Below are 19,828 nucleotides of genomic sequence, written 5' to 3' on the forward strand. Positions count from 1 at the left end.
GAAGCGTTTCTGAAAAACGCTCCCAATTTACGTGTTTAAGCGGTAACGACTGGCTCAAACCCTTTAATCAAATCATCTAACTGTTTTAACTGGCTCAAGAAAGGTTCCAGTTTGTCCAATGGCAATGCACATGGGCCATCACACTTTGCTTCATCCGGATTTGGATGCGCTTCCAGGAACAAACCAGCCAAGCCCTGAGACAAGCCAGCTTTGGCAAGATCTGTCACTTGAGCACGACGACCACCAGCAGAATCAGCTCTACCGCCTGGCATTTGCAACGCATGAGTTACATCAAAGAAGATTGGGTATTCGAACTGTTTCATTACACCGAAGCCCAGCATATCAACAACCAGGTTGTTGTACCCAAAAGAGCTGCCTCGCTCACACAAAATCAGGTTTTCGTTACCCGCTTCTTCACACTTGCGAAGAATGTGTTTCATTTCCTGAGGGGCCAGAAACTGAGCCTTCTTGATGTTAATGACGGCATTGGTTTTTGCCATCGCAACCACAAGGTCTGTCTGACGAGACAAGAACGCTGGTAGCTGAATAATGTCACACACTTCAGCCACAGGTGCCGCTTGGTATGGCTCGTGAACATCAGTAATCACAGGCACATCAAAAGTTTTCTTAACCTCTTCAAAAATCTTCAATCCTTCGTCCAGACCCGGACCACGGAATGAAGTAATTGAAGAACGGTTTGCCTTATCAAAGGATGCTTTAAAAACGTAAGGAATACCTAACTTATCAGTGACCGTTTTGTATTCTTCAGCAATACGCATTGCCAAATCACGACTTTCCAAAACGTTCATACCACCGAACAACACCATTGGTTTGTCATTGGCGATTTCAATATCACGAACTTTAATTGTTTTCTGAGCCATCAGAATTTCCCTATCTTATTTTTTCGACTGTTCTAAAGCAGCGTTTACGAAACCACTGAACAAGCCATGACCTGCACGCGGCGTCGAAGTAAATTCAGGGTGGAACTGACACGCAACAAACCAAGGATGATCTGGCGCTTCCACAACTTCTACAAGGTTCTGATCCACAGAAACACCCGTGATGTTCAGACCTGCTTCTTTCAGACGATCAACGTACGTATTGTTCACTTCGAAACGGTGACGATGACGTTCAACTACATTCGCTTTACCATAAGCTGCACGAACAGTTGAGCCTTCTTCCAAGTGACACTCCTGAGAACCTAGACGCATTGTACCGCCCAAGTCAGACGCTTCGGTACGCTGTTCTACATTACCTTCGCCATCCACCCATTCAGTGATCAATGCAATAACAGGATGCTCACACGACTGATCAAATTCAGTGGAACTTGCACCAGTTAAGCCTGCAACGTTACGAGCATATTCGATAACCGCAACCTGCATACCCAAACAAATGCCCAGGTAAGGAATTTTATTTTCACGAGCAAATTGAACCGTTTTGATCTTACCTTCAACACCACGAGTACCGAAACCACCCGGAACCAAAATAGCGTCTTTACCTTCAAGGCAAGAGGTACCTTCTTGCTCGATACGCTCAGAGTCAATGAAATCGAACTTGATCTTGGTACGAGCTTTAAAGCCTGCGTGTTTAACCGCTTCAATCAACGACTTATAAGCGTCCAACAACTCCATGTATTTACCAACCATGGCGATGTTAACTTCATGCTCTGGATTCAATTCTGCTTCTGCAACAGCAGCCCACTCAGACAGATCCGGTGAGTCAGTTTTCAGATTGAATTTATCACAAATGATTTGATCCAACCCTTGCTCATGCAGCATGGCTGGGATTTTATAAATAGAATCCGCATCAGGAAGAGAAACAACCGCGCGCTCTTCCACGTTTGTGAACATAGCGATCTTACGACGAGAATCTGATGGGATAGATTGCTCAGAACGGCACACCAAAATATCCGGCTGGATACCGATAGAGCGCATTTCTTTTACAGAATGCTGTGTCGGCTTGGTTTTGGTTTCACCCGCTGTTGCGATATAAGGAACCAGTGTCAAATGCATGAACAAGGCACGGTTGCTACCTAGCTCGACTTTCATTTGACGAACGGCTTCTAAGAACGGTTGTGATTCGATATCACCCACCGTGCCACCGATTTCGACCAACGCGACATCAGCGCCTTCAGCACCAGCAATAACACGACGCTTAATTTCATCAGTAATGTGAGGAATAACCTGAACCGTACCACCAAGATAATCACCACGACGCTCTTTACGAATCACTTCTTCGTAAACACGACCTGAAGTGAAGTTGTTGCGTTTGGTCATTTTGGTGTGAATAAAACGCTCGTAGTGGCCAAGATCCAAATCGGTCTCAGCTCCATCTTCCGTGACGAACACTTCCCCGTGTTGATAAGGACTCATAGTACCCGGATCCACGTTAATATATGGATCAAGCTTCATCATAGTAACTTTAAGTCCACGTGCTTCCAGAATTGCAGCAAGGGAGGCGGAGGCGATGCCTTTTCCTAAAGAAGAAACAACGCCACCAGTAACGAAAATATATCGCGTCATACAGAACCCATCTTGGTTAAAAATGCGGTGAGAAACAGGAAGAATGCCCTGATCAAGATGGGGCGCCAGAATACCAGAATCACCGCGCATGAACAAATCAAAATCCATCAAAGAGCGTAATTTTTTAGACCCTTTGGTTCATTTTTGTAAACACCACCGACAGATGGTGAAAATTCATGCCTTATTGATTATTTTATCGATGCCAGACCACCTTCCATCCAAGCCGATCATCTTCACAAACGCACAATTGATCAAAAGCCAGATCAGCCACAGCCAGCAAAGTCTGATTGGAGTATAGCAACGGAATGTTAGAACGTTGCCACGGAGGTATCGCCTGCTCCTGAAACCACTTTTTCAAGTCTTTCGATTGAGAGTGACCTACAGGTCTGAAATGCTCTCCGCCTTTTCGATAACACACCTCAATCTGAGAATGCGTAATTCGTTGACCACTGACCGCCGGTTCAAATATCAAATGACTGCCATCAGGTAAAAACAGCTCGCCAGAGCAATTCTCTTCCAACTTGATTGAGCAACGCCAGTGACTCAAATCCAAGTGTTGCCGAGAAGGCACTAGATAGAGTCGATTCTGAAATCGTCGATACTCGAATTCACCCACCCGAAGTACCGCCTTGGCATCTTGCGGAGAATGAATCACTTCATTCAATAACACTCGAAGCTGCTCATTTGATAAAGAATAACCTGACCGTCTTCTAACCCAATGGGATAGCAATCCGCACTGTTCGGATTCAGGCAGCTCAGAAAGCGCATTAAGATCTAACGCCTCTAAACTCCGATATTGGTCTAACCATTGATCCCGATAATAAGCCAAGTTTTCTGCGTCTTGCGATATCACCTTTACGGAGCGAGAAACCGAATTCAAAAAACGAGGCCAACGAGCAATGAAAGTCGGAAGAATTTGATGACGAAGATAGTTTCGATCATAGGCTTCAAAGGCATTGCTTTCATCCTCTACCCAGTGCAAATTACGACGTTGAGCGTAACTCTTTAAATCCTCTCTGGATTCATCAATCAAAGGCCGAAACAACAAGCCCTGGTTAAGCGCACGTTTTTTGGGTATTCCCGACAATCCCGTTAAGCCTGAGCCACGAGCTAACCGCTGAAGAAAGGTCTCCGCCTGATCATTCAAGTGATGCCCCATCAGCAGCACTTCATTCGGCTTCAAGGTAGACTCGAATACTTGATAGCGAGCTTTACGTGCATTCTCTTCAAACGAGCCACGTATATCGACCGATACCCGCTCGATAATTGCTTCGATATTTCCTGAATAAGATTCAGCCGTAGTTTGACAAAACTCAACCCAATCATCGGCATTCTCACTGATGCCATGATGGACATGTAAAATGCGAACAGGGAGATCACTTGAAGACGCCACCAACAAATCCAGCAGCACACGAGAATCCAAACCACCACTGAAAGCAACACACCAACCACTTACATGGTTGGTATTTAGCAAATCATGAATTTGATTAGAAAAACGATCCGAGAGATCAGAGGAGTGTTTTTGATTCATGCTATTCACTACTAATTAGCAAACATAGTTAGCAAAAATGGTTAGCAATAATCAAGCTAGTTCTGACCGTATGACATCAGGCGCTCATATCGACGATCAAGCAGTTGATCCATTGGAAGTTGTTCCAGTTTTTCAAGCTGCTTAACCAGCACCTGCTTCAAATGTCCGGCCATTTGCTGCGGATCTCTGTGTGCACCACCCAATGGTTCATCGAGTACCTGATCTACAAGCCCCAAACTTAATAAGCGATCTGCCGTAACACCCATGGACTCAGCCGCTTCCGGAGCCTTCTCGGCACTCTTCCATAAAATAGAAGCACAGCCTTCTGGTGAAATAACCGAATAGATGGAATATTTTAGCATGATCAGATGATCACACACGCCGATGCCCAGAGCACCACCAGAACCACCTTCGCCAATCACACAAGAGATAACCGGTACATTGAGATGAGACATGACAGCTAAATTATGAGCAATTGCCTGACTTTGCCCTCGTTCTTCGGCATCAATCCCCGGATAAGCGCCCGGCGTATCAATAAACGTCAGAATTGGTAATTTGAAGCGTTCAGCCATTTCCATAATTCGACACGCCTTACGATAGCCTTCCGGCTTCGGCATACCGAAATTGCGACGCACCTTCTCTTTTACATTACGACCTTTCTGATGACCAATCACCATCACAGGACGCCCTTCCAGACGAGCGATACCACAAACAATCGCAGGGTCATCAGCAAAGCTGCGATCACCATGCAATTCATCGAATTCGTCGAACAGGTATTTAATGTAATCGAGGGTATAAGGTCTAAGAGGATGGCGTGACACCTGAGTCACTTGCCAAGGGCTTAGTTCAGAAAAAATAGACTCGGTCAGAGCCGTACTTTTATTTTGAAGCCTTTGTATCTCTTCTTGAATATTTAATTCATTATCATTGCCAACCAAACGGAGCTCTTCAATCTTATCCTGAAGCTCAGCAATCGGTTGTTCAAAATCAAGATACTGTGAATTCATTCACTACTCGCCTAACGGGACCGTTACTATTGTCTCTCCCCCAGACCATAAGATGACACGTCTGCAAGCAAGAGCACTAACCAACATAATTAAAAGATCAAAATCGGTTCCATTCCACCACTGCATTGAAAACATCTCGAATCAAGACAATCCAAATCAAAACAACAGCAGTGGAAGTGAGAATATTTTGTATTCTATCTCAAATTCTGTCATATGTCAGAACTTCGATACAATATCTCTACATGTTCGTGACCAAATTCCGATCTTAAAGCACTCACATTGGTGTCATCAGGTGCCAATTTCCATTCATCACCCAATCGCACCCGGCCTCGTGCATCTTCACGTTGATAATCAATCAACAAGGGCACCCCTTCTTGGGAGAAGCTCAAGCTGCCTTCGTTAAGGATTTTGTTGAATTGCAACGTATCTTTATCGTTCAGCAATTTCACTCGAACGTATTTGGCGTATTTATTCCGTGCACGTTCTACGTCGATCAAGGATTTTACCCGACAACGAATACCACCAGAGTAGTTGTCGTAACTCACCTCGGCCTCAACTACGACAAGGACATCGGGCTTGAGCCACTCTTTATTCTCTGCGTATAACTCGCCAAACAGGCCAACTTCCACACGAGCAGTACGATCATCCAACGCCAAGAATGCCAAGGTATCGCCTTTTTTGCTTTGCATGGTTCGAATGTCCATAACCAAGCCCGCAATCAGATAAGTTTTGTTACGATCCGGCTCCAAATCTTTCAAACGACAGGTCACGATGGATTTAACTTCGGTTTCATACTCTTCAATCGGGTGGCCGGTTAAGAACAGACCGAGCGTGTCTTTTTCTTTCGCTAATTTCTCTTTTGGAGACCACTCTTTAATGGCCCGGTAATCTTCATAGACATCACGTTCAGTGTCTTCCGCCATGAGCTCACCAAACATATCGACCATGCCGGCATCCTGGTTTTTTGCCGATTGATCGGCAGCTTTAACCGCACTAGGAATCGCAGCAATCAACGCCGCACGATTAGGACCAATGCTGTCAAACGCTCCAGAGCACACCAAAGATTCAAGTGTCCGCTTGTTAACTTTTTGAGCACCAACACGCTCACAGAAGTCGAATAAGTCTTTAAATGGTCCATCTTTCCGTGCCTTAATAATAGCCTCGGCAGGACCTTCACCAACCCCTTTTACAGCGCCCAATCCATAAACCACTTCATCTTTATCATTCACGGTAAACATGAATTCAGACTGGTTTACATCAGGAAGCACCAACTTCAGCCCCATCTCCCGACATTCTTCAATGGAAATAACAACCTTATCGGTCTTTTCCATATCCGCCGACAATACCGCCGCCATAAAGGCCGCAGGGTAATGAGTCTTCAACCAAAGGGTCTGATAAGAAACAATCGCATAGGCGGCGGAGTGGGATTTGTTGAATCCGTATCCGGCAAACTTCTCTACCAAGTCAAAGATGTTCATCGCCAGATCAGGATCAACACCCTGCTCGATGGCACCTTCACGGAAAATGCTACGCTGCTTGGCCATTTCCTCCGGCTTTTTCTTACCCATCGCTCGACGAAGCATGTCCGCGCCGCCCAGAGTGTAGCCCGCCAATGCCTGAGCAATCTGCATCACCTGTTCCTGATAAACAATAACGCCATAGGTCGGCTCAAGAATGGTTTTCAGATTATCGTGTTGGAAGTCCGGGTGTGGATAAGCCACTTCTGCCCGACCGTGCTTACGGTCGATAAAGTCCTGTACCATCCCGGATTCCAGTGGCCCTGGTCGGAACAGAGCCACCAATGCGATCATATCTTCAATGTTATCCGGCTGAAGGCGACGAATCAGATCCTTCATACCTCGGGATTCCAACTGGAATACAGCGGTTGTTTCAGCGCGTTTTAACAGCGCAAAGGATTCAGGGTCATCCAATGGAATCAAGTTAATGTCGATCGAATCAAGCCCTTCTTTGGCTCGCTTAGCATTTACCGTTTTAAGCGCCCAATCTACGATGGTTAGGGTCCGAAGTCCCAAGAAGTCAAACTTTACAAGCCCCGCTTCTTCTACGTCGCCTTTATCAAACTGGGTTACCACACCTGTGCCATCAGGGTCACAGTTCACTGGCGAGAAGTCGGTCAATTTAGTCGGCGCAATAACCACACCGCCGGCGTGCTTACCGGTACCACGAGTGATACCTTCAAGCTTAAGCGCCATCTCCCAAATTTCTTGGGCTTCCTCATCCGTTTCAATGAATTCTTTAAGCTCTGCCACTTCTTCAATGGCATCTTTAAGCTTCATTCCCGGTGTGGCCGGAATCAACTTAGACAAGCGATCTGCCAAACCATAGGATTTACCTTGTACGCGGGCCACGTCCCGAACCACCGCCTTCGCGGCCATGGTACCAAAGGTAACGATCTGAGACACCGCTTCCTTACCATAGTTTTCGGATACGTACTTAATCACCTGATCACGATTTTCCATACAGAAATCGATATCAAAGTCGGGCATGGAAACCCGCTCCGGGTTTAAGAAACGTTCAAACAGCAAGTCGTATTCAAGTGGATCAAGGTCAGTAATTTTCTGAGCATAGGCAACCAACGAACCGGCACCGGAACCACGCCCTGGCCCTACCGGAATATCATGATCTTTCGCCCATTGAATGAAGTCCATTACGATCAGGAAGTAACCGGGGAACCCCATCTGGAGAATAATATCCAGCTCAAAGTCCAACCGATCATAGTATTCTTTACGGCGCTCCTGATACTCAGGGCTGTCTTTATCCACATCCCTCAGAATAATTTCAAGACGTTCTTCCAAGCCCTGAGCCGAAAACTCACGGAAGAACTCATCCATAGTTTTCCCTTCCGGGATTGGGTATTCAGGTAAATAGTAGGTACCTAGCTTTACTTCCAAACTGCAACGCTTGGCAATTTCAAGAGTATTCTGAAGTGCACTTGGAATGTCAGAAAACAATTCTGACATTTGTTCCGGAGACTTGAGGTATTGTTCTTCCGTGTAATTCTTGGGACGGCGAGGATCTCCCAGCGTATAACCCTGGTTAATACACACGCGGGCTTCATGCGCTTCAAAGTCCGTTTCTTTAATAAATCGAACATCGTTCGTAGCAACAACGGGTAATTGAAGTTGCTGAGCCAAGGCCATTGAACCTTGTAAACTGACCTCATCACCATCTCGACCACAACGATGTAACTCAAGATAAAAACGCCCCTCGAACAACTTAGCCCAGTATTCGGCTCTGCTTTGAGCTAGAGCTGTATTGCCTTTAATTAATGCAGCACCAATATCACCATCTTTACCACCAGAGAGAAGAAGCAAGCCTTCATGCTTTTCTTCAATCCAGGCTTTACTGACGATGGGGACTTCATTTCTTTGGCCAATAAGATAGCCATCTGAGACCAGCTCTGTCAGGTTTCGGTAGCCTTTTTCATTAATACACAGCAAGCACACACGAAACGGTTCATCGGGAGAGTCTGGATTCTCCAACCAGACATCGGAACCCATAATCGGCTTTAAGCCGCTTCCCTGAGCCCCTTTATAAAACTTTACCAAACCAAACAAATTGCCCTGATCCGTCAAAGCCACAGCCGGTGCATTCTGCTCAACCGTTGTCGACAATAGTGGCTTAATTTTGACGATGCCATCAATCAGCGAAAACTCAGAGTGAACACGCAAATGAACAAAGGGGGCGGATGACATTCAAGCTCTCCAGGAAAGATCGATAGAATAAAAGCGGGCAATTAAAATAAGAGCGAAAGAATACCATATCCCCCCTAAGGGGATAAGCCATGCGATACATTCATTCGCTAAAAATACACAGCCAAGTGTTCCTGCTCTCAGCAGAAAAACTCAACAGAGAAGACTTAAAACAAAGACAAGTTTTTCTGAACCGGCGCAAAGCTTTTACGATGATGTTTGGTCACACCATACTTTTCTATCGCGTCCATATGAACTTTGGTGGGATAACCTTTGTGCTTTGCAAACCCATACTCAGGGTATTCAAGATCCAGAGCAACCATCTCCCTATCCCGAGTCACTTTTGCAAGGATAGAGGCGGCCGCAATCGCTGCATGACGGGCATCCCCTTTCACCACGGCTTCCGCAGGGCAAGGTAATTTTGGTGGGAGACGATTTCCGTCAATCAACGCATACTCTGGCGCAACGGACAGAGATTCAATCGCGCGTTTCATCGCTAACATAGAGGCGTGAAGAATATTGAGCTGATCGATCTCCTCAACAGAGGCACGAGCAATCGAAAAGCTCAGCGCATGTTCCTGAATTTGATCAAACAAGGCTTCGCGCTTTTTTTCGGACAGTTTCTTAGAATCATCCAACCCCACAATAGGTTTATTGGGATCAAGAATGACCGCCGCCGCAACCACATCCCCTGCCAGAGGGCCACGACCCGCTTCATCAGCCCCCGCCACCAAGTAACCCGGATACTCAGGAATAAAAGGCTCTAAAACAACCTTCACCATAATTTATACTTCAATCCCAAAATAATTCATCGAGCTAGTTACTCGAGCTAGTTACTCGAGCTAATTTCTCGATCGAATGAGAGGTCAAACCATTGGTCGACCCATTATCGGCCAATCAAATCCAATACAGCGCGGGCTGCTTTGGTGTTACCACCCTGCTGTAAAAGCTCATGAATCTGGTGAAACTCCTGTACTACCGACTCGTATTTTTCTGGATGATTAATACGATCAATCACTTCTTCAGAAATAGCCTCGGGTGTTGCTTCATCCTGTATTAATTCAGGAACCAACGGCTTATTGGCCAGCAAATTCGGAAGGGAAATGTAATCCACCTTCACAATACGTTTACCAATGGCATACGTTAAAGGTGCCATTTTATAAACCACTACCATCGGGCGTTTATGAAGCGCAGCTTCCAAGGTAGCCGTACCAGACGCCAAAGCAATGACATTTGCTGCGGCCATCACGGTTCGACTTTGGCCATCCACCATTTTGATCTGTTGACCCACACCCACCATTTGCTGCAACGCTTCAAGCTGAGTTCGACGAATCTCATTCGCCGCTGGCAGTACTAACTGGGCATCAGGTAACTTCTGGTGAATTAAATCAGCGGCCCGTAGCATGGTTTCACCAATGTATTTGATTTCGCCACCGCGACTGCCCGGCAGAATGGCAACAACCGGTCGTTGCGAATCCAAGCCAAGAGCACAACAAGCCTCTGTTCGGCTCGGTTCCATAGGAATATCATCCGCCAAGGGATGACCCACAAAACACTCTTTCATGTTATGCGCTTGATAAAACTTACTCTCAAAGGGCAACAAAGTAAGCATCAGGTCAGTACTTTCTTTAATTTTAAAGATGCGCTTTTTACGCCAAGCCCAAACCGAAGGACTGACATAATGCACGGTTGGTACACCCAGTTTTTTGAGCTTTCGTTCCATCCGAAGAGTAAAGTCAGGCGCATCAATACCGATAAAGACGTCCGGCGGATTTTTTTTGAAATGGCGATACATTTTCCGATGTATACCAATCAGCTCTCTTAGCCGTCCCAGTACTTCAACCAACCCCATTACGGATAAACGCTCCATTGGGAAATGAGTGTTAAACCCTTGCTCAATCATCAATGGGCCACCGATGCCTTCTATAATCGCATCAGGGTAAGTTTCACGAAGCTCTTTAATCAGGCCAGAACCTAAGATGTCACCAGATGCTTCTCCGGCAATCATGCCTATCCGTAGAGGTTTATTCATATTGTCTTAACGTTATTGCTCTTCAAAAAATACTGAACTTTATGAGAAAAGAAAAAGCCGCCTAATAGGCGGCTGTTTTATAGGTTATCGTACGATTCCCCGGGTGGAAGCAAGAATTGAATCATAAAATACTTTTACTGCCGGTCGTTCTGCAGCAATCGGTTCGATTTCTTTCAACGCTTCTTCCAAACGCAATCCTTGACGGTAAACCACTTTATAGCAGTTTCTAAGCAGCTTGATGTCTTCTTTTTCAAAGCCTCTGCGCTTAAGCCCTTCAAGGTTAATCGCAGCTGGCTTCATTGGATTGCCGTTACCAATAACATAGGCTGGCACATCTTGGTTAACCGCAGAGCCACCACCGATCATCGCATGAGCGCCAATTTTTGCAAATTGATGAACACCCGTGCCACCACCAAGAATCGCAAAATCACCAACATGTACGTGGCCAGCCACCATAGCATTATTTGCAAGAATACAGTTGTCGCCAACAATTACATCATGAGCGATGTGAGCATTACACATAATTAAGTTACCAGAACCGACGATGGTAATGCCTTCGTCCTGAACGGTACCACGATGAATCGTTACGCCTTCACGAATGATGTTGTTGTCACCAATCGTTAACTGCGTTGGTTCGCCCGCGTATTTCTTATCCTGACAGTCTTCACCAATGCTCGAAAACTGATATATACGGTTATTTTTACCAATGACCGTAGGACCTTTAATCACCACATGAGAACTAATGACGGTTCCTTCGCCAATGGTCACATCTGGACCTACTATCGTCCAAGGTCCAATTTCTACGCCATCAGCGATTTCAGCGCTTGGGTCAATTATTGCTCTAGGGTCAATCAAGGGTTACCTGCCTTTCTACACACATAATATCCGCCACACATGCGACTTTTTCATTCACTATGGTTCGACATTTAAACTTTAGCAGATGATGACGCTCTTCAATGAACTCTGCTTCATGTTCCAAACGATCTCCGGGAAAGACCGGCTGTTTGAATCGAACCTTATCGGCACCGGCAAAATAATATAAAAATCCTTCCGATGCCTTTTTATTTTGTAACTGATATGCCAAAACACCGGCTACCTGAGCCATGGATTCAAGAATTAACACTCCTGGCATAATACTGTGGCCGGGAAAATGACCTTCAAAAAAAGGTTCATTCGCAGTCACGTTTTTATAGCCTTTGATAATCTTATTGTCCTGATCAATTTCCGTGATGCGATCAACCAACAAGAAAGGGTATCTATGAGGTAAATATTCTTTGATCTCTTCGATATCCATATCGTCCACCCTTACCGGTTTATTTTGATGCTTTCAGTTCTGCCAGCTCTTTTTCTAACACTTTTAAAGTACGAGCCATATCATCCAGTTGACGATAACGAACCACACTCTTACGCCACTGTTTGGTTTCTTGGTAGCCTGTACCAGACGAGTAAACGCCAGGCTCTTTAATGTTACCAGTAATCGCAGCCATACCTGTCATTTGAGCGCCGTCAGCAATTTTCAAATGTCCAGAAATACACGAGCCACCACCAATAATGCAATACTTCCCAATTTCTGTACTACCAGCAACGCCAGAACAAGCAGCCATTGCCGTGCCATAGCCAATTTTTACGTTATGAGCGATTTGGATCTGATTATCCAGAATCACATTATCTTCAATTATCGTATCTTCAATGGCACCACGATCAATGGTTGTATTAGCACCGATTTCAACTCGATTACCAACCCTCACACCACCGATTTGAGCAATTTTATGCCACTCACCTTTCTCATTAGCATAGCCAAAGCCATCACTACCAATAATAGCGCCCGATTGAATAATTACCTGATTACCAATCTCTACCCCATGATAAACAGTTACACGAGGATACAAACGGCAGTCATCTCCTAACCGGCTATTTGCTCCAATCACAACATGGGCCATCAGCTGAGTGTTTCTACCAATAACAGCACCATCTTCAATAACAACGTAAGGCCCTATGTGAACGTTTTCGCCAAGGGTTGCGGTATCAGATACCACAGCTGTTGGATGGATACTTGAAGACAGCTTAGGTGTAGGATCAAATAAATGAGATAACTTGGCAAAAGCCAAATATGGATTATCTAATATCAGTGCAGCACCTTGAAATTGATCTGCAAATTTCTCAGGTAAGATCACGGCTGATGCTTTACAGTCTGAAAGAACAGAAACATATTTGGTATCAGATAAAAATGTAATATCACCGTCTTTGGCCTTATCCAAGGGAGCCAACCCTTGAATTTCAAGACCACTATCACCTCTAAGTTCCGCACCTAGAAACTCAGCAATTTGTTGAAGCGTTTTACTCATATAAAGCCTCTGATCTTTCTTCAGAATTTTGCACCAGCTAGACACACAAACGCACCTAGCCTCGGCTAAGTGCGCTATATGGACTGACTTAAATTACTTGGTTTCTTTGGTGTTCAACTTCTCTAGTAATTTAAGAGTAATATCCATGCTAGGGCTAACCCATAGCGTAGCTTCACGTGTCAACAAAAGATCAATTTTCAATTCATCAACCAATTCTTTTAACGCCGCATCAATCATTGGCTTATTCTGAGCCAAGAATTCTTTTTCACGATTGGTTTGCATCTTACGAACTTTCTGAATGATGTGTTTCGCATCAGACTGTTTACTCTGAATTTCTTCAAACAAACGACGCTTATCCTCATCAGACATTAGCATGCCATCTTTCTGACCTTTCTCTTGAAGCGTTCTGATTTCCTGCTCCAACTGACTTAATTGATCTTGCTCTGCTTTAAATTCATTTTGAAGTTCAGCAACCGCTGCTTTAGCCGCTTCAGAATTCATCAGTGCACGATAGATATCCACTACTGCAATTTTTGACTCCGCAAAAGCAACAGAAGAAGCCAAAGAAAGCACACTAATAACTAGAGCCGATATAATTTTTTTCACAAGTCCGTCCTTTCGTTGTATTTATCGTTTTTCGTTAATTCAATATTCAAGCACTTTGTTAACCTAGAAAGGTCGACCCAGTGCAAATTCGAAGATCTGAGTATCGTCATCATCCTTCGCATTAAGTGCTTTTGCCAAGCTGAATGATAATGGACCAATAGGCGTTACCCAAGAGAAGGAAATACCCGCTGCTGCTCTGATCTCATCTACAGCAAACTCATATTCTTCTCGATTAGTATCATACACTTGACCCGCATCCAAGAAGAAAGCCGTTCTGAATGAGCTTTGGTCTTCTACAAACGGTAATGGGAAAATTAATTCAGCAGAACCTTCGACTAATAAGTTACCACCGAAGGGATCATCATCGCCAATCTGCTCGGTAACATAATTGCCATCCGAGTCCACTTGATACGCCGCCACATATTCACATTCCTCCACGGAATCTTTACATGAAACATCGGTTTTAGCGCTAATACGCTTATATTGTTCAGCTGGCGTAGTCCTAGGCCCCAATGAGTTTGAGGCAAAGCCACGAACAGAACCGATACCACCGGCATAATAATGCTCCCAAAATGGCATTGCGCTAGCATTGTAAGAATCACCATACCCTAACTCAGTACGCAATCTAAAAATATATTCCTGAGATTTAGTTAACGGCTTAAACATCTGACCTTTATAGGTCAGCTTATAAAAAGGAACATCACTGACAGGAGTTGACAGCTCTAGCGCTAAGGATTGCGACGAACCACTGGTTGGCATCAAACCTCTGTTCAAGGTAGAACGAGTCCAAGACGTAGTAATGGAGAAATCATTAAAGGTATCCCCCTCTTCATCAACAAAGCCTTGAGCTTCTTCCGAAGGTGGATCAAAGTAACCAATATTACAAGGAACCTCTCCATAACGACAAACAATACTATTTAGAACCGAAGGATCTGAAGTTTGAGGAGGAGTATTAGAAAGACCTGTATTAGGTTGATAATATTGATCATTCACATAATAATCGATCCCATCGATAGGATTCGGAGAACCAGAAATTTCCTGTGCTGGCTCATCACCCAACGTCAACTTGGTTCTGGACACACCAAAGTCGATACCAATGCGTTCAATATTACTGATTGGGTAACCAAAGTTAATACCGCCGCCGTATCTGTCAGTCTGATAACTGGAAATATCCGCTTCGCTATAATCTGTCTCTTGGTAGAACAAGCTAAAACCACGGCTAATACCATCTACAGTAAAATATGGATTGGTATATGAGAAATTCACGCTGGAACGGAAGTCACTGCGAGACACACCGAATGACACACGATTCCCCGTTCCCATCCAGTTATTTTGACTAACCGCAGCACTTAAGATCAGACCACTGGTTTGAGAGAAGCCCACACTGGCGGTTAAGCTACCAGAAGATTGCTCTTCAACGGTATAAACAACATCAATCTGATCTGTGGTTCCTGACACAGGCGGTGTTTCAACGTTTACAGTCTTGAAATAACCTAAACGTTCTAAACGAGTCTTCGATTGTTCAATCTTATCAGTAGATGCCCATCCACCTTCAATTTGACGCATTTCACGGCGCAAAACCTCATCCTTGGTTTTGTCGTTCCCTTTAAAGGAAATTCGTCTAACATACGCGCGTTTTTGAGGGTCAACAAAGAAAGTCACATCCACCTTCTTTTCATCCCCGACTTTTTGAGGAATGCCATTCACGTTGGCGAAGGTATAACCCTCGTTGCCCAAGCGTTTGGTGATGAAATCTGCACTCAACGTCACCAATTGACGTGAGAAGGTCTGATCTTTTTCGACAAGAATAAGGCGACGTATTTCTTCTTCGGTAACAACAATATCACCAGCGAGATTCACTTCGTTAACAGTGTACTGCTCACCTTCAAAGACATTGATGGTTACAAAGATCTGTGACTTATCAGGACTGATCGAAACTTGAGTGGACTCAATACTAAAATCAATATAACCACGATCCATATACCAGGACTTTAGCTTTTCAAGATCCCCTGAAAGTTGTTCACGAGAATAATTTCCGGACCCGGTTGCCCACGACAACCAGCCTTTCTCTGATAGGTCAAACTGGTTTAACAACTTTTCATCATCAAATTCTTCATTACCCACAATATTAATGTGAGTTACTGCAGCCATGGTGCCTTCTTTGATGTCGATCTTCAGAGCAACACGGTTTCGGGCCAGCTCTTCAATATTCACTTTTACATCGGCATCGTAACGCCCCTGACCTATGTATTGACGTTCTAGCTCTTGCTCAATCAAATCAATGGTCATTCGCTTAAAGAGACGACCTTCGGCCAACCCTGCTTGCTCCAGACCTTTACTCAACTCCTCATCAGGAATTGATGAGTTTCCATCAAACTCGATGCCAGAAATAAACGGGCGCTCTTTCACTTCAATAATTAGAATCGTACCTTCACGACTCAGCTTAATGTCATCAAAGGACCCGGTTTGATAGAGTAATTTAGAGGCTTTTGCTAAACGAGCCGAATCAACAGTATCGCCAACAGAAACAGGAAAAGACGCAAAGACACTACCCGCCGTCACCCGTTGAAGACCATCAACCCGGATATCAGTGACAGTGAAACTTGAAGCAAAAGAAATAACAGGTAGAAACAGACAGACAAAAGTCAGGTAACGTAAACTAGTTTTCAGCACGCAAACAACTTCCCTGATAGATTAGGGTTAACTTCCAATAAACCAGCGGCTTATATCATTAAAGACGGCAAAGATCATTAAACTACCGATGAGAGCAACACCCAATCTCAATCCCAGCTCTTGAACGCTCTGAGACAAAGGTTTACCCCGGGCCAACTCTATTAGGTAATACACTAAATGTCCACCATCGAGTACAGGAATAGGCAACATATTTAGCACCCCTAAACTAACGCTCACATAGGCTAGAAACGATAGAAAAGGAACCAAACCATAACTCACGGAATCACCGGCAACTTTGGCAATCGTGATTGGTCCGCTAATATTCTCGATAGAGATCAAACCACCAAGCATCTTCCAGATGGATTCCAACGTCAGGACGGACATATCCCAGGTTTTTTGCATGCCTTTAAGAAGCGCACCAAAAACCCCGTATTCGACCTCTACCAAATACTCTTCTGGCCAAGAGACTGCTTTAGGCATCACTCCCATAAAGCCGATGATCTTACCCTTGTCCCCGTCCTTAGCATCTGGAGTCAACGTTATAGAAATTAACTGACCGTTACGATCTACATCAAGTACCAGAGCTTTACCCGGACTCGACTTAACTATTTCAACCAATTCACGCCAGTCACCAATCAAGCTACCATCAATGGACTTGATCAAATCACCCGACTGCAGCCCTGCTTTTAAAGCAGCACTGTTTTCTAACACCTGATCAATTACGGCTGGAACAGCAAGACGCTTAGGATGAATCCCCAATGAACCAAAAGGATCTGGATCTTTCACCCCTTCCTGCCAACGATCAAGAGTAAGAGTATGTTCTGTTGTCCAACCTTCTCCCTGTGTCGCCGTGATTGTGAGAACACCACTTTCACCAATCCGCCGCACCAAAGCCAATTGAACCTGAGTCCAATCCTGAACGCTTTTGCCGTCAACACGAGTAATAACCTGTCCTGCTTTTAAACCGGCCTTTGCTGCAATTGACTCAACTGGCACTTCACCAATAACAGGCTTGACCACTGTACTACCCAAACCAAAGACCAACGAATACAAAACAATCGCCAACAAAAAGTTAGCAATTGGTCCGGCAGCTACCACAGCAATTCGCTGTAAAACGGGTTTACGGTTAAAGGCTTGATCTAACTCCGAGGATGAAACTTCAGACTCACGCTCATCCAACATCTTGACGTATCCGCCAAGGGGTATCATTGCAATTGCGTATTCAGTACCTTGCTTGTCTGTCCATTGGATCAACGGCTTACCAAAACCAATAGAAAAACGTAATACTTTTACGCCACACTTTCGAGCCACCCAAAAGTGCCCAAATTCATGAAAGGTAATTAACAACCCTAAAGTCACTAAGGTTGCAAACAGCATTTGCATCATATTATTTTCCGGTAATGCTTTGCAGAAGCTCTGAAGCCTTCGCTCTCGCTCTTAAATCCGCACTCAAAATTGTCTCAAGACATTCTGCTTTTTGATTCTCGATATCATTTAGAGTTCCCTCAACCACATCCGCAATACTTAAAAACGAGATACGATCGTTAAGAAAGGCATCCACAGCTACTTCATTGGCCGCATTCAGAACAGCAGGCGCACAACCACCTTCCATAAAGGATTGCTTCGCTAACTTCAAACATGGAAAACGCTCTGTATCTGGCTTCTCAAAATTCAGCTGGGCCACTTCAAACAAATCCAAAGGTTTCACACCCGATTCCAAACGATCCGGCCAAGCCATTCCATAGGCAATTGGTGTTCTCATGTCAGGATTTCCCAATTGAGCTAACACAGAGCCATCTACATAGGACACCATAGAATGAATAACACTCTCAGGATGCACAACCACATCCACTTGCTCAGCACTGCAATTGAACAACCAGCACGCTTCAATAAACTCCAGTCCTTTATTCATTAACGAGGCAGAATCCACGGAAATCTTATGCCCCATCGACCAATTTGGATGAGCCACCGCCTGAGCAGGCGTCACGGTTTTGAGCTGATCGAAGCTGAACATCCTAAACGGACCACCTGAGGCCGTTAACAGAATTTTATCCACACCCAGGTCAGGAGACATTTGACCATTAGGTAAACACTGATAGATTGCATTATGTTCACTATCAATAGGTAAGAGCGTTGCACCACTATTAGCAACCGTCTCCATAAACAGTTGCCCGGACATGACTAAAGATTCTTTATTTGCCAAAAGTACCTTTTTACCCGCTTTTGCCGCAGCAAGGTTTGGCAGAAGTCCTGCCGCCCCGACAATGGCCGCCATAACGATATCCACATCGTCATGACTGGCAATCAACTCCAAAGCTGACGCACCAGAAAGCACTTCCGTTTGTTGCCCAGATAATAAACTCTTTAAACGTGCAGCGTGCTGCTCATCAGAAATAACGACAAACTTCGGTTGAAACTCATGAGATAACTGAGCCAGCTGTTCTACTTGAGAATGACCACTGAGTGCAAATACTTGGTATTTATCTGGATGTCGACGAACCACATCCAAGGTATTCAACCCAATACTTCCGGTAGCTCCTAAAACAGAGACTTGCTGAACACTAGATTGCATACTTAAAAACTTATACCAGAAACCAACAACAGAAGAGCAAACACAGGAACCGCAGCAGTCAAACTATCAATTCTATCTAACACGCCGCCATGACCAGGCAGAAGCTGGCTGCTGTCCTTAATCCCACGAAAACGTTTAAACATGCTTTCGGTCAGGTCACCCAACACAGAAACGGCCACAGTAATAGAGCTAATCAACATCAATACAGCCAATTGAGCGGGAGACATATCAACATACAAGCCCACACCTAACCCAATAATTAAGGCACTAACCATTCCACCCCAAAAACCGGCCCAGGACTTACCAGGACTCACTTTAGGAGCCAACTTACTAACACCCCATTTACGCCCAGAGAAATAAGCACCAACATCCGCTCCCCAGACCATTAAACAAATATACAAAAGAACAAGTTCACTGTTCTGTTGCTGTTTAAGTAACAACAACCCTTTCCAGCAAGGAATTAAAATAAACAACCCAAATACCAGGCGGACCCATTCTGAAGACCAAGCCTTCGACATCCCTGGATAACTTAGGACAAACACCAAAGCCAGTACCCACCAGGCCAATCCAACCGAAAGAATTCCCAGTTCAGGCAGCGTGTACAACCCATACAGACACCCACCTACAAGTACTGAAAAACCAACTCTGGCGGCCTGATCTTTAAATCCTGCAAGATTAGCCCACTCCCAAGCCCCCAACATCACGATAGCAGCAGTGAACAAAGCAAAATAATCATACGGCAGGAAGAATATCCCCCCGATTGCTAAAGGAGCTAACCATAAAGCCGTAATTACGCGTTGTTTTAACATTCCTAAATTCCTGTTTCC

General features: G+C 44.7%; 15 protein-coding genes. All 15 read right to left on the reverse strand.

Features of this window, described 5'->3' with window-relative positions; translation table 11 throughout:
* Positions 1–35: 35 nt before the first annotated feature.
* Positions 36–881, reverse strand: a complete 846-nt coding sequence (kdsA, locus tag QQL66_RS08325; RefSeq protein WP_284380662.1) for a 3-deoxy-8-phosphooctulonate synthase — start codon at positions 879–881, stop codon at positions 36–38.
* A gap of 15 nt (positions 882–896) precedes the next feature.
* Positions 897–2,522, reverse strand: coding sequence for a CTP synthase (gene pyrG, locus QQL66_RS08330; protein ID WP_284380984.1), 1,626 nt, complete (start codon positions 2,520–2,522; stop codon positions 897–899).
* Between the two features lie 193 nt (positions 2,523–2,715).
* A complete protein-coding gene (tilS, locus tag QQL66_RS08335; protein ID WP_284380663.1) occupies positions 2,716–4,053 on the reverse strand; it encodes a tRNA lysidine(34) synthetase TilS in 1,338 nt (445 codons plus the stop codon).
* Between the two features lie 56 nt (positions 4,054–4,109).
* A complete protein-coding gene (locus tag QQL66_RS08340) occupies positions 4,110–5,060 on the reverse strand; it encodes an acetyl-CoA carboxylase carboxyltransferase subunit alpha (protein ID WP_284380664.1) in 951 nt (316 codons plus the stop codon).
* Between the two features lie 209 nt (positions 5,061–5,269).
* Positions 5,270–8,776, reverse strand: a complete 3,507-nt coding sequence (gene dnaE, locus QQL66_RS08345) for a DNA polymerase III subunit alpha (RefSeq protein ID WP_284380665.1) — start codon at positions 8,774–8,776, stop codon at positions 5,270–5,272.
* Positions 8,777–8,940: 164 nt separating this feature from the next.
* Positions 8,941–9,555, reverse strand: a complete 615-nt coding sequence (gene rnhB, locus QQL66_RS08350) for a ribonuclease HII (RefSeq protein ID WP_284380666.1) — start codon at positions 9,553–9,555, stop codon at positions 8,941–8,943.
* 104 nt (positions 9,556–9,659) lie between these two features.
* Positions 9,660–10,805 (reverse strand): lipid-A-disaccharide synthase, encoded by a 1,146-nt coding sequence (lpxB, locus tag QQL66_RS08355; protein ID WP_284380667.1) that lies wholly within the window; start codon positions 10,803–10,805, stop codon positions 9,660–9,662.
* 84 nt (positions 10,806–10,889) lie between these two features.
* Entirely contained in the window at positions 10,890–11,660 is a 771-nt protein-coding gene (gene lpxA / locus QQL66_RS08360) for an acyl-ACP--UDP-N-acetylglucosamine O-acyltransferase (RefSeq protein WP_284380668.1), read from the reverse strand.
* Positions 11,653–12,099: a 3-hydroxyacyl-ACP dehydratase FabZ gene (gene fabZ / locus QQL66_RS08365; RefSeq protein ID WP_284380670.1), complete on the reverse strand. Its 447-nt coding sequence runs from the start codon at positions 12,097–12,099 to the stop codon at positions 11,653–11,655. Before fabZ ends, lpxA begins: the two co-directional genes overlap by 8 nt.
* 19 nt (positions 12,100–12,118) lie before the next feature.
* The gene (gene lpxD, locus QQL66_RS08370; RefSeq protein ID WP_284380672.1) at positions 12,119–13,150 is read right to left on the reverse strand and encodes a UDP-3-O-(3-hydroxymyristoyl)glucosamine N-acyltransferase; all 1,032 of its coding nucleotides are present in this window, start codon (positions 13,148–13,150) and stop codon (positions 12,119–12,121) included.
* A gap of 93 nt (positions 13,151–13,243) precedes the next feature.
* Positions 13,244–13,756 (reverse strand): OmpH/Skp family outer membrane protein, encoded by a 513-nt coding sequence (locus QQL66_RS08375; protein WP_284380674.1) that lies wholly within the window; start codon positions 13,754–13,756, stop codon positions 13,244–13,246.
* A 63-nt stretch (positions 13,757–13,819) separates the two neighbouring features.
* Entirely contained in the window at positions 13,820–16,429 is a 2,610-nt protein-coding gene (bamA, locus tag QQL66_RS08380) for an outer membrane protein assembly factor BamA (RefSeq protein WP_284380675.1), read from the reverse strand.
* A gap of 27 nt (positions 16,430–16,456) precedes the next feature.
* Positions 16,457–17,815 (reverse strand): sigma E protease regulator RseP, encoded by a 1,359-nt coding sequence (rseP, locus tag QQL66_RS08385; protein WP_284380676.1) that lies wholly within the window; start codon positions 17,813–17,815, stop codon positions 16,457–16,459.
* A gap of 1 nt (position 17,816) precedes the next feature.
* Complete coding sequence (gene ispC / locus QQL66_RS08390; protein ID WP_284380677.1) at positions 17,817–19,001, reverse strand: 1-deoxy-D-xylulose-5-phosphate reductoisomerase; 1,185 nt, start codon at positions 18,999–19,001, stop codon at positions 17,817–17,819.
* A 2-nt stretch (positions 19,002–19,003) separates the two neighbouring features.
* A complete protein-coding gene (locus tag QQL66_RS08395; RefSeq protein WP_284380678.1) occupies positions 19,004–19,810 on the reverse strand; it encodes a phosphatidate cytidylyltransferase in 807 nt (268 codons plus the stop codon).
* Between the last annotated feature and the right edge of the window lie 18 nt (positions 19,811–19,828).

The organism is Litoribrevibacter albus, from assembly GCF_030159995.1.
GTDB classification, from domain to species: domain Bacteria; phylum Pseudomonadota; class Gammaproteobacteria; order Pseudomonadales; family Litoribrevibacteraceae; genus Litoribrevibacter; species Litoribrevibacter albus.

Bases quoted from the DNA above. Each gene is read 5' to 3' on its own strand.
- pyrG (WP_284380984.1), bottom strand. From the start codon at position 2,522: ATGACGCGATATATTTTCGTTACTGGTGGCGTTGTTTCTTCTTTAGGA.
- lpxB (WP_284380667.1), bottom strand. From the start codon at position 10,805: ATGAATAAACCTCTACGGATAGGCATGATTGCCGGAGAAGCATCTGGT.
- rnhB (WP_284380666.1), bottom strand. From the start codon at position 9,555: ATGGTGAAGGTTGTTTTAGAGCCTTTTATTCCTGAGTATCCGGGTTAC.
- kdsA (WP_284380662.1), bottom strand. From the start codon at position 881: ATGGCTCAGAAAACAATTAAAGTTCGTGATATTGAAATCGCCAATGAC.
- rseP (WP_284380676.1), bottom strand. From the start codon at position 17,815: ATGATGCAAATGCTGTTTGCAACCTTAGTGACTTTAGGGTTGTTAATT.
- lpxD (WP_284380672.1), bottom strand. From the start codon at position 13,150: ATGAGTAAAACGCTTCAACAAATTGCTGAGTTTCTAGGTGCGGAACTT.
- dnaE (WP_284380665.1), bottom strand. From the start codon at position 8,776: ATGTCATCCGCCCCCTTTGTTCATTTGCGTGTTCACTCTGAGTTTTCG.
- QQL66_RS08340 (WP_284380664.1), bottom strand. From the start codon at position 5,060: ATGAATTCACAGTATCTTGATTTTGAACAACCGATTGCTGAGCTTCAG.
- tilS (WP_284380663.1), bottom strand. From the start codon at position 4,053: ATGAATCAAAAACACTCCTCTGATCTCTCGGATCGTTTTTCTAATCAA.
- ispC (WP_284380677.1), bottom strand. From the start codon at position 19,001: ATGCAATCTAGTGTTCAGCAAGTCTCTGTTTTAGGAGCTACCGGAAGT.
- fabZ (WP_284380670.1), bottom strand. From the start codon at position 12,099: ATGGATATCGAAGAGATCAAAGAATATTTACCTCATAGATACCCTTTC.
- QQL66_RS08395 (WP_284380678.1), bottom strand. From the start codon at position 19,810: ATGTTAAAACAACGCGTAATTACGGCTTTATGGTTAGCTCCTTTAGCA.